This is a genomic window from Psychrobacillus sp. FSL H8-0483 (genome assembly GCF_038637725.1).
Classification (GTDB): Bacteria; Bacillota; Bacilli; order Bacillales_A; family Planococcaceae; genus Psychrobacillus.
The window spans coordinates 1,442,361-1,454,600 of the sequence record NZ_CP152052.1 but is presented as its reverse complement, the minus strand read 5'-3'; the positions used below and the strand labels follow the sequence as shown (position 1 = coordinate 1,454,600).

At 36.8% G+C, this 12,240-nt stretch carries 9 protein-coding genes; all 9 read right to left on the bottom strand.

Annotated elements, in window-relative coordinates; genetic code table 11:
- Nucleotides 1-72: 72 nt before the first annotated feature.
- On the bottom strand, nt 73-1,032 hold the full coding sequence (locus MHB48_RS06735; RefSeq protein WP_342600738.1) for an ABC transporter permease: 960 nt from the start codon (nt 1,030-1,032) through the stop codon (nt 73-75).
- A 1-nt stretch (nt 1,033) separates the two neighbouring features.
- Complete coding sequence (locus tag MHB48_RS06730) at nt 1,034-2,080, bottom strand: ABC transporter permease (protein ID WP_342600737.1); 1,047 nt, start codon at nt 2,078-2,080, stop codon at nt 1,034-1,036.
- On the bottom strand, nt 2,070-3,620 hold the full coding sequence (locus tag MHB48_RS06725; protein WP_342600736.1) for an ABC transporter ATP-binding protein: 1,551 nt from the start codon (nt 3,618-3,620) through the stop codon (nt 2,070-2,072). Before MHB48_RS06725 ends, MHB48_RS06730 begins: the two co-directional genes overlap by 11 nt.
- 138 nt (nt 3,621-3,758) lie before the next feature.
- The gene (locus tag MHB48_RS06720; protein WP_342600735.1) at nt 3,759-4,832 is read right to left on the bottom strand and encodes a BMP family protein; all 1,074 of its coding nucleotides are present in this window, start codon (nt 4,830-4,832) and stop codon (nt 3,759-3,761) included.
- A gap of 48 nt (nt 4,833-4,880) precedes the next feature.
- Nucleotides 4,881-5,609 carry a GntR family transcriptional regulator gene (locus tag MHB48_RS06715; protein WP_342600734.1) on the bottom strand — a complete coding sequence of 243 codons (729 nt, stop codon included), beginning with the start codon at nt 5,607-5,609 and terminating at the stop codon, nt 4,881-4,883.
- 187 nt (nt 5,610-5,796) lie between these two features.
- On the bottom strand, nt 5,797-8,022 hold the full coding sequence (locus MHB48_RS06710; RefSeq protein WP_342601316.1) for a DNA translocase FtsK: 2,226 nt from the start codon (nt 8,020-8,022) through the stop codon (nt 5,797-5,799).
- A gap of 219 nt (nt 8,023-8,241) precedes the next feature.
- Nucleotides 8,242-9,909 (bottom strand): ribonuclease J, encoded by a 1,668-nt coding sequence (locus MHB48_RS06705; protein ID WP_342600733.1) that lies wholly within the window; start codon nt 9,907-9,909, stop codon nt 8,242-8,244.
- A gap of 129 nt (nt 9,910-10,038) precedes the next feature.
- Nucleotides 10,039-10,917, bottom strand: a complete 879-nt coding sequence (dapA, locus tag MHB48_RS06700) for a 4-hydroxy-tetrahydrodipicolinate synthase (RefSeq protein WP_342600732.1) — start codon at nt 10,915-10,917, stop codon at nt 10,039-10,041.
- 280 nt (nt 10,918-11,197) lie between these two features.
- Nucleotides 11,198-12,238, bottom strand: coding sequence for an aspartate-semialdehyde dehydrogenase (locus MHB48_RS06695; protein ID WP_342600731.1), 1,041 nt, complete (start codon nt 12,236-12,238; stop codon nt 11,198-11,200).
- Nucleotides 12,239-12,240 lie beyond the last annotated feature (2 nt).

The following is a 12,240-nucleotide window of genomic DNA, read 5'->3' as shown; positions in this document are numbered from 1 at the left end:
TCCCTAATTCTATGATCAAAAACTACCTTGCTATTTAGTTACTCTACAGCTAAACAGTTTCTATCCGCAAAATCATCGTTTTCCTTTAATGTATGGAATACCACTAGCCTTTGGTGCATTTGCTTTTCCGATAAATCCTGCAACTGCTAAAATAGTTAATACATATGGTAAGATGTGTAAGAAGTAGGGAGGTACTTGATCAACATATGGGATCTGTCCTCCAACAATACTTAATGCTTGAGCAAAACCAAAGAATATAGCTGCTCCAAGTGCACCAAGTGGGTGCCATTTACCAAAAATCATTGCGGCAAGCGCCATGAAACCTTGTCCATTTATAGTAGAGTGACTGAACTCTCCAGAGATAGATTGAGCATATACTGCTCCACCAATACCAGCAAGAGCACCTGATAAAATAACCGCAATATAACGCATTTTCGTTACATTAATACCCATAGTATCTGCAGCCATTGGATGTTCTCCAACAGCGCGTAAACGTAAGCCAAATGGTGTTTTATAAATAACGAACCATGCAAGTACTGCAACCCCAACTGCTAAAATCGATGTAGAATAAACATCTTTAAAAAACATTGGTCCAATTATAGGTATATCACTTAACAATGGAATATCGAAACGAATAAAACGTTCTTGAATATAATCTGTTTGGCCTTTGCCGTAAATCATTTTTACTGAGAATAATGCTACAGCAACGCCTAACAAGTTGATCGCTACCCCAGAGATTGTTTGATCCGCTCTAAAGGAAATAGATGCTACAGCATGCATTACAGAAAATAATGCGGAGACAAGCATTGCTGCAATTAATGCAAACCAAGGAGTCAGTGCACCAAACGTATCCACAAACATTAAATTAAAAAGAATTCCGATAAATGCACCCATTACCATTAAACCTTCAAGTCCAATGTTAACCACACCTGATCGTTCGGAGAAGACCCCGCCAATTGCAGTAAAGATTAATGGAGCTGCATAGAAAATAGCTGAGGGAACGATGAAATAAAGAACGTCTAAGAAGCTCATATTATTTCGCCTCCTTTTTCTTGTTTATTTTCTCAAGGAAGTAGCGAATAACGTACCCACAAGCTACGAAGAAAATAATAATCGCAATAACAATCGATACGATTTCAACAGGTATTCCAGCTTCGTTGGGCATATTTAAAGAACCGTACTTTAGCGATCCAAATAACACTGCTCCAAATATAACCCCAAGTGGTGTATTTGCCCCTAACAGAGCCACAGCAATCCCGTCAAAACCAATTCCAGTAAAGCCACCTTTTGTAGCAGCATATTGGAAGGTACCAAGTGCCTCCATTGCTCCAGCAAGTCCAGCAAATGCACCTGAAATAACCATAGAAAGAATAATATTCTTTTGAACATTCATGCCTGCATATTGAGAAGCATGCTGATTAAACCCAACCGATTTTAGTTCATAACCAGTTGTTGTTTTTTCGAGAATAAACCACATTAATAGAACCATCGCTAATGCGATAAAAATACCATTGTGTAGTCTTGAATAGTCGGTAATGCTTTCAAAGAATGCTGATTTTAATGATGCTGTTTCTTTAATTGTACCTGTATTATCTCCACCATCAGACATAATTTTAATCAGCACATTCGTTGTATGAAGTGCAATATAGTTCATCATAATGGTAACAATTACTTCATGTACTTGTAATTTCGCTTTCAAAAGACCCGGAATAAAAGCCCATAGTCCCCCTGCTACTGCAGCAGCAATAATAGCTAATGGTAGATGAATATACATTGGAAGATCAAATGTAATTCCAACATAAGCAGCTGCAAACCAACCTACTATTAGTTGTCCTTCTACCCCTATATTAAATAATCCAGTACGGAATGCAAACGCTACGGCAAGTCCTGCTAATATATATGGCGTAATCTGGCGGATTGTTTCACCAATTGCATATGCATCTCCAAAAATACCATTCCAAAGTGCTAGATATCCTTTTACAGGATCATATCCACTTACAAGCATGACAATTGCTCCCACGAGTAAACCTAATATTACAGAAATAACAGGGACAAGTATATTTACTACTCTATTCGACATGCACAGTTTCCCCCTGTTTCTTATCATTTTCATGTTTTCTTTGTCCTGCCATTAATAATCCTAACTCTTGTTCAGATGTTTCTTTTGGCAGCAAAGTATCTACTATTTGTCCATCATAAATAACCGCAATACGATCAGATACATTCATAACTTCATCTAACTCAAAAGAAAGAAGTAATACGGCTTTTCCTTTGTCCCGTTGTTCAATTAGGCGTTGATGAATAAATTCAATCGCACCTACATCAAGTCCACGAGTTGGAAGTGCAGCAATTAGTAATTCTGGATTTCGAGTTACTTCTCGTCCAATAATTGCTTTTTGTTGATTTCCTCCTGATAAAGCTCGAGCGGGTGTATATTCCCCTTGTGTACGAACGTCAAATTCTTTAATAATTTTCTGAGCTAATTCCGAAACTTTTCCATAATTCATAATCCCGTTTTTGGAAATAGGATCTAAGTAATAGGTTTGTAATGCAATATTATGACCAATTGGGAAGTCTAAAACTAACCCATGTTTATGTCTGTCTTGTGGAATATGCCCTACGCCAGCTTCTGTCACTTTACGAGGTTTTTTATTTGTAACATCTTGTCCATTGATTGTAATGGAACCTTTTTTAGACTTACGAAGACCTGTAATAGCTTCGATAAGTTCACTCTGTCCATTTCCATCAATCCCAGCAATACCTAAAATTTCCCCTTTGCGCACGGTTAAATTTAAGCCTTTTACTTTCTCGATGCCACGGTAATCTGTAACAACAAGGTCCTTAATTATGAGTGCATCTACTGTTGGATTTGCTTCCCCTTTAATAGTCTTAAATTCAACTTGTCTACCAACCATTAAAGAGGCAAGCTCATTAGGATTTGTTTCTGTAGTAATAACTGTTCCAATTCCTTCGCCTTTTCGAATAACTGTTACTCTATCAGAAACGTCCATAATCTCTTTTAATTTGTGGGTAATTAATATAATAGATTTACCTTCTTTAATTAAACGCTTCATAATTTGAATTAACTCATGAATCTCTTGTGGAGTTAATGAAGCAGTTGGCTCATCAAAAATTAAAATATCTGCACCACGATAAAGCGTTTTCAGTATTTCTACTCGCTGTTGCATCCCGACAGAGATATCCTCTATTTTTGCATTAGGGTCCACATCTAATCCATACATTTCAGAGAGTTTTTGAATTTTTTTAGCTGCTTCTTTAATATTAATAATTCCTGCTTTTGTTAGCTCATTGCCTAATATAATGTTTTCCGTTACTGTAAAGTTTTCAACTAGCATAAAATGCTGATGAACCATTCCAATTCCGAGCTTATTGGCAACGTTAGGATCTGTAATTTGCACAGTTTTCCCTTTAACCTTAATCTCTCCTGCTTCTGGTTGATACAAACCAAATAATACATTCATTAGAGTGGATTTACCAGCCCCATTTTCTCCTAAAAGAGCATGAATTTCACCCTTCTTCAATTGCAGAGTGATGTTATCATTTGCTACAAACGATCCAAACTCTTTTCGAATGCCAAGCATCTCTATTACATAATCCAATGAACTCACTCCCTACTATAATACTGTTGCTAAATTAACACAGGAAAGACTTTATATAATATTTAAAATCTTTCTTCTACTAATTTAAAATATCATAAAGACCGAAATAAATCGGTCTTTATGATGTCTAATACAAATTTATTCTACAGTTTCAGGAACAACAATTTCTCCAGCAGCAATTTTATCAGAGAATTCTTTAATTTTCGCTAGAACGTCTTCTGGAATAGCTCCACGTGAGTCAGCAAGAGCAACTCCACCTTCAGCTAAACCGTAAGTAGTTGTTTTACCACCTGGGAAGTTTCCTTCCAGTGCTTCGTTTGCAATGCTTTGAACTGCAGTGTCTACACGTTTTAACATAGAAGTAAGTGTTACGTTTGTATCACCAACAGCGCCTTCTTCGTATTGATCAGAGTCAACTCCGATTACCCATACGTTCGCGTTTGCATCTTTTGTTTTACGTTCTTTAGCTTCTGCAAACACACCATTACCAGTACCACCAGCTGCGTGGAAAATAATATCTACGCCTGAAGAGTACATACGGTTAGCAGTTGTTTTTCCAAGAGCTGCATCGTCAAATTTACCTGTGTATTGTCTATCAACTACGATACTTGGATCTACAGCTTTAACACCTTCTACGAATCCTGCCTCAAAGCGCTCGATAACTGGAATTTCCATCCCACCAACGAAACCAATTTTTTTTGATTCTGACATTAAGGCTGCTGCAACACCAGCTAGGAATGAACCTTCTTGCTCTTTGAACATAACAGAAGCAACATTTTCTTTTTCTACAATTCCGTCAATGATTACAAAATTAGAATCTTTACGTTGGTCAGCAATTTCACCAATTGGTTTTTCCATTAAGAAACCAACACCATAAATTACGTCGAAGTCACGACGTACTAAGTTGTTTAAGTTTGTCACATAGTCAGCGTCTCCAGTTGATTGAAGGTAATCGTATCCACCGTCGCCTTTTTCAAGACCATGTTCTTTACCAAAAGCTTGGATACCTTCCCAACCTGATTGGTTGAATGATTTGTCATCAATTCCTCCAACGTCCGTTACCATTGCGATAGAGAAATCTTTCGCTTCTGAAGTACCAGCATCTTTTGAACCTGTAGATGTTTTTTCCTCGTCATTTGTACCACAAGCACCAAGAATAGTACCAGCAGCTAATACAAGCGACAAACCTAATCCAAATTTACGTTTCGTCAAAATGAAAACCTCCATTAATTTTCTTTATTAGCAGGAATTTAAAACATTTTACACCCTTTTCCGAACAACATGAAAGCTAAATTTATCCGCTCGAAAATAATTTTTCGAATACAAAACCACGCGATCATTCTCATCATAGTGAAGTTGTTTTAAAACAAGCAAAGAAGTTTCTGGTTCACAGTTCAAAGTCGGCGAAGCAATTTCATGGTATCCCACTGGATCAATGAACGCTACCGCATGTGACACTCGTATGTCTCCAGATTCCTCCAAAGCAGTAAAGATTGAACCTTCTTCTCTTATGAGAAAATCATTTGGTAAGTAGTTTTTCGGAACTTTATCGACACAATAGACAACTGGTTCACCATTTGCAGTCCGGACGCGTTCAATTGAAATAATCGATTGTTCTTCTCTACAATGAAAGCGGTTAATGTCTTCTTCACATGGAAGCGATTGCATGGAACTCAAATAAATAGTTCCTGGCTCCATTCCAGCGGCTCGAATCATAGACGAAATACTAGAAAGGTGCTCGATTCCAGATGTGAAAACAGGCTTTGTATTAACAAAGGTTCCTACTCCATGTCTTCTGACAATCACATTTTCTTCTTCCAATAATCGAAGAGCTTCTCTTAACGTTGCACGACTTACTCCTAGTGACTTAGCTAACTCAAATTCTGAAGGAAGTTTTTCCTTTTCTTTGAATATACCATTTGCAATGTCTTGCTTAATACGATCAATCACTTGTAAATATAAAGGTCGCTGGTCTACTTTTATTGTCATTACAACACCACCATTTTGAAGAGATCAGACCTCCGATGTAAAACTTTCCTACTAATCAGTCATACTATACCATTAATAAAGATTGAAATAAATACTTTTTTTCGAATTAATTTACTCAATCTTTATACAGTTGTAATTATTTTGTCATATCATTACTTAATTGTGTCATACTATTTAGCGATTAATGTCATAATGTGTCTTGGTCTAGATCGTGTTTTGAAATCAATACTTGTCGAGGTTTACTTCCCTCATAAGGTCCTACAACTCCACTCATCTCTAACTGATCAATAATTCTTGCAGCTCTCGAATAGCCAATTCTGAAGCGACGTTGCAGTAAGGAAACAGATGCCGTTTGCATATCAGTTACTAATTGGACAGCATCGTCATACAGTTCATCTCGGTCTAATTGTTCCTGCGTTGCTTCTACTTCATCTGGAATCATCTCTTCTTGATAGTTGGCTTTTTGTTGTTCAATGACAAAATCCACTATTCTTTCTACTTCGGCATCAGACAGATATGCTCCTTGTACTCGTACTGGTTTAGAACTTCCAGCTGGTAAAAATAACATATCTCCTCGACCAAGTAACTTTTCCGCTCCCCCCATATCTAATATGGTACGCGAGTCAATAGAAGAAGATACGGCAAAGGCAATTCTAGATGGAATATTCGCTTTAATAATTCCGGTAATCACATCTACACTCGGTCTTTGTGTTGCAATGATTAAATGAATACCTGCCGCACGAGCCATTTGTGCTAAACGCGTGATTGAGTCTTCTACGTCACTAGAAGCAACCATCATTAAGTCAGCTAGTTCATCTACAATAACGACAATATAAGGAAGCTTTGGATGTTTCTCCTCATTTTCTTCATTCCACTTATCAATATGTTCATTATAGCCTTCCATATTACGTGTTCCCGTATGGGAGAACAAATCATATCTACGTTCCATTTCAGAGACAATTTTCTTCAAAGCTTGCGATGCTTTTCGTGGGTCCGTTACAACTGGTGCTAGTAAATGAGGAATACCATTATATACATTTAACTCCACCATTTTCGGATCAATCATCATCATTTTCACTTCATGCGGCTTCGCACGCATCATAATACTCGTAATGATCCCGTTGATACATACACTTTTCCCACTACCTGTTGAACCTGCAACAAGTAAGTGAGGCATTTTATTCAACTGTGCTAGAACTGCCTGTCCTGTTACATCTCGTCCAAATCCAATTAATAGTTTTAAATTGGGTTTATTATTTTCTTCTGATTCCAGCACTTCACGTAAACTCACTATAGCTACTTCTTTATTTGGGACTTCTATCCCTATAGCAGACTTACCTGGTATCGGTGCTTCAATTCGAATATCTCTTGCAGCTAGAGCCAAAGCTAAATCATCATGTAAACTGACAATACGACTTACTTTAACTCCCACATCTGGAAGAACTTCATATTTGGTCACAGCAGGACCTAAATGAACTTCTGTTACTTTAGCCTTTACTCCAAAACTAAGAAATGTTTGCTCCAGTTTTTTCGCATTCGCTTGAATGGCATTCAATTCTCCACTTTGGTCACTATGCTCTGGTGAGTCTAATAACGAAAGCCCAGGTAATTTGTAATCCTTGTTTTCCAACTCATCTGCATCCATATTAATTTCTAGCGGCTCAGTCAATTCCATAGGTTCTTCTTTTTTGGAGATTCTTTCGGTAAAAGCGGAAATAATTGGAGCGGTTACTACGTTTACTTGTTCTACCTCTTCCACTTCCACTGGTTTAAAATCATGAACCGTGACTGCTTCTTCTTGTGTACTTTCTTTTCTCTTTCTTCTAGATACTCTCTCGGATTCAACTGGTTTCTTCTTCACTTTTCTGGGTCTATTTTTGAAATTTTCTCTTATTTTCGGAGATACCTCCACTAAATAAGGAACTAGCGCTTTCCCTGTCCATAAAACAAGACCGATGAGTAACATTAACGAGCCAGCAACTTTTGCCCCACTGGAATCAAATAGAACATGAAACGACGCAAATAAAATTGCCCCAATAATCCCTCCACCGAGAGAACTCGTTCTATCTGTAATCCCACCACTCTCTACTAGGACTCTATAGCTTTCTCGTAAAACAGAATTAGTCATTAACGCTTTCCCTTCAAATAATTGCTGAAATAGAGCTAAATGACTAAATAATAATAAACTACCTAAAATAAAAGCACTTCCTAATATAAAGCGATTATTCCAAGTAGGGAAAGTTTGTTTAATCATAATGATAAGAGCATAAACAACTAGCATAAATGGAATGGCAATATGCCAATTACCAAATAAAAAATAGCCTATATAAGCAAATGTTTCTCCTACAAGCCCGTATTCAAAAAAAGAAATAATAGCAATTCCTATAACAAGTAAACCAATAATTTCATACATTAATGGGTGTAAAGACTTCTTACTAACTTTTTTTACTGGTTTCTTTTTTTTTCTTGTTGCCAATCGTTTCACCTACTTCCTAATAGATATTTTGTGTTAAATTAGGCTGTTAATTTTTAGAAGAATATATTTTCGACAGATAAAAAAATGATCGTTTAACAGAGTAAATAGATAAAAAGGATTTCCTTCCACATTCGGAAAGGAAATCCTTTATTCATATTAATATTCCATAATAATCGGAATGATCATTGGACGTCTTTTTGTTTGTTGGAATAAATATGAATTTAGCGTATCGCGGATTTCTTGTTTAATGTTTGTCCATTCAAACGTTTCTTTATTCACATATTTTTCAACAATTGTTCGAACTAACTTAGCAGATTCGTCCATTAGTTCCTCTGATTCTCTTACATAAACAAATCCTCTGGAAAGAATTTCAGGACCTGATGCAATTTTCTTTTGTGCACGATTTAACGTAATAACAACAATAAAAATACCATCCTGTGAAAGGAGTTTACGATCTCGAAGAACAATATTTCCTACGTCACCTACACCAATACCATCAATTAGCACATTTCCGGCCTGTACTCTTCCACTCATTCTAACTTTACCATTTTTATATTCGACGATATCTCCTTTATCAGCAATAAAAATGTCCGATTTTGTCATACCAATATCTTGAGCTAGTTTGGAGTGAGCCATTAACATACGATACTCCCCTTGAATAGGGATAAAATATTTTGGTCGAGTTAAGTTTAACATCATTTTCAAGTCTTCTTGGCTACCATGTCCTGAAACATGAACATTTTTACTAGATGTTAAAACTTTAGCCCCAGCTTTTGCAATTTGGTTCATTGTTTGATACATACTAACTTCCATACCTGGAGAAGGTGTAAAGGTAATTAATACAGTATCCGTATTTTTAATTCGAATGTCTTTATGGTGTTTCCGAACCATTTTTTCTAACGCTTCTAATGGTTCTCCTTGGTTACCAGATACTATGACAACAATATTTTCATCTGGGTACTTCGAAATTTCTTTAATTGGGATAATTGTGTCTTCTTGAATAGTAAAATACCCTAGATCTAATCCAATTTCAAAAATATTCTCCAAGCTTTTTCCTGCAATTGCAACTTTTTTGCCAGTTTCTGCTGCCTTGTCAAACACTTGTTGAATTCGAATAAAATTAGAAGCATATAAAGACACTAGTATACGACCTTTTGCAGCGTGGAATGTTTCTGATAATTGGTTTTCAATTACTGCTTCTGATGTCGTATAACCTGGTCTTTCCGCCTCTGTAGAATCAGATAAAAGAATGAAAACACCATCTTCTCCCAATCCAGCAATTTTAGCGATATCTGGACGATATTTTCCTCTTGCCGATTGGTCGAACTTAAATTCTCCCGTATGCACAACTGCACCTTCTGAAGTATGGAATACTATCCCTAATGAATCTGGAATACTATGTGTTGTGTGGAAAAACGTCACATGAGTACTTTGGAAATTCATTCGGCTTTTATTTGTTACTTCAAAATATTTAACAGATTGTTTTGTAGGCATTGCTTTTAAGTGTGTTTTAGCTAATGCAATTGTCAACTTAGAACCATAAACTGGTGCTTGGACTTTTTGTAGTAAATACGCAATAGACCCAATAGCATCTTCATGTCCGTGCGTTAAAAATATTCCTTTTACACGATCCTTATTTTCTTCTAAATACGTAATATCTGGAATAACTATATCAATACCAAGCATTTCATTTTCAGGGAACATCAGTCCACTATCTACAACAAATATTTCTTCATCTATTTCTACTACATACATTGCTTTTCCGACTTCACCAACTCCACCGAGTGGGATAATTCGAATAAGTTCATTTTTTACTTTTACCAATTTATTTCCTCCTATTATTAACCCGACCAACATCCACTATTTTTTATTATATCGAACGTCATCGATTCGCACAAATAAAAAAAGCTGAAGATTGAATTCTTCAGCCCTTTAATGAAAACTATTTGGTTTTCAAGTACTCTGGTATTCATTCCAAATAGTATCAAATTCTATTTTTTCTTCTTTTGTCATTTCTACGAGCGGAAGTCTTAACGAACCAACCTCTAAACCAATTTTCGAAAGTGCATATTTCACTACCACAGGATTTGGATGCTTAAATAATCCTTTAATGACAGGTAAAATATTTTGGTGAATTTTAGCAGCTTTTAGATGATTTCCTGCATGAAAGGCTTGAATCATTTCCTGCATATCCTTCCCAATTACGTGCGATGCAACGGAAATAATACCTGATCCGCCGACAGCAAGTAATGGCAAAGTTAAGGAATCATCGCCACTATACACAAGTAGTTCATTTTTCGTTTCTGCCAATATTTTGGTCATTTGATCCAAGCTACCACTTGCTTCTTTAACAAGTTGAATCGACGGTATCTTACTTAATGCAACAATCGAATCTGGTTCTAAATTTACAACCGAGCGACCAGGAATATTGTAGACAACAATTGGTAAAGTAGTTGCTGTTGCAATTGCCTCATAGTGGGCAATCATACCACGTTGATTTGGCTTGTTGTAATATGGCGTAACAATCATTAACGCGTCTACTCCAAGCGCTTCTGCTCTTTGTGATAAATCAATGGATGCCGCAGTATTATTACTTCCTGTTCCCGCAATGATTGGAACTCTATTATTCACTTTTTTTACAACAAATTCAATAAAATTTAACTTTTCAGTTGTTGATAAAGTAGGAGATTCCCCAGTCGTTCCACATACCACAAGTGATTCAGTTCCAGTCGAAAGTAAATGCTCTATCAATCTTTCAGTTGCACTATAATCAATGGATCCGTCTTCTTGAAACGGAGTAACCATAGCTGTTGAAATATGTCCAATGTTCATCTGATTACACCTCTTATCAAATTCGCCTTGGCGCATTTGCTTCCAAACTTCCGAAGAGGGCTCAGGGCCATCAGGATGTTAGTTACTCTGGCTTTGCCGCAGGACAAGCGAACTTAGCCAGAGTTCTATGGTATTCAGCAGGGGTTTTAATCTCACTGAATTGTATACAGATGTTGCAATTTTCTCCCCAATAAAAAAGGAGGACTAATGCTTTTCTTTCTTCAGCTACATAGAAAACAGTCGCTACTGCGCAAAGCTCGTTGCAAAAATCAGTCCTGGATTAACTTAAAATGCCTTCCTCAATTAATGCTTCTGCAATTTGAATTGAGTTAAGAGCCGCTCCTTTTAATAGATTGTCAGAAACAATCCACATATGGAAGCCATTTTTGTTGGAAGGATCTTTTCTGATTCTGCCTACGAAGACATCATCTTTATCCTCTGCAAAAAATGGCATTGGGTATAGCTGTTGATCAGGAGAATCTTGCAAGGTAATACCTTTAGTAGTAGCGAGTAATTGCTTTAACTCATCCACTGTTACATCATCTTTTTCTACTTCTATATATACAGATTCAGAATGGCCAGTTACAACAGGCACCCGCACGCAAGTTGCAGCAATTGCAAGTTCAGGTAGAGACATAATTTTTTTCGTTTCATTCATCATCTTAAGCTCTTCAAATGTAAATCCATCTTCCGTAAATACATCAATTTGTGGGATTACATTCCCTGCAATTGGATAATGCTTTTCGGCACTTTTAACTGGCAAGATTTCTGGATTTGGTAGTTTCTCACTAATTCTTTCACTTTGTGTAGTTAACTCGTTAATAGCAGCTGCTCCAGCACCTGACACTGCCTGGTATGTGGATACAATGACCTTACTTAAACCAAATTGCTCTCTAATTGGCTCAAGTGCGCAAACCATCTGAATAGTTGAACAATTAGGGTTAGCAATAATCCCTGTTTGCCCGTGTAATGCTTGCTTATTCACTTCCGGTACGACAAGAGGAATATCTTTATCCATTCGAAATGCACTCGTATTATCGATTACAATGGCACCTCTACCACTCGCTTCTTTTGCCAATGCTTTCGAAATGGAGCCACCTGCCGAGAAAAATGCTATGTCAACTCCTTCAAAAGCCTCTGGAGTTGCTTCTTCAATTGTATACGTAAAACCATTTATCTCCTCTTGTTTACCCGCAGATCTCTTAGAAGCTAATAACTTTAAAGTGGAATATGGAAAGCTTCTCTCTACTAATTTTTCAATGATCTTTTGGCCGACAGCCCCTGTCGCTCCTACTACTGCTACTACATACTTTTGTGACATCA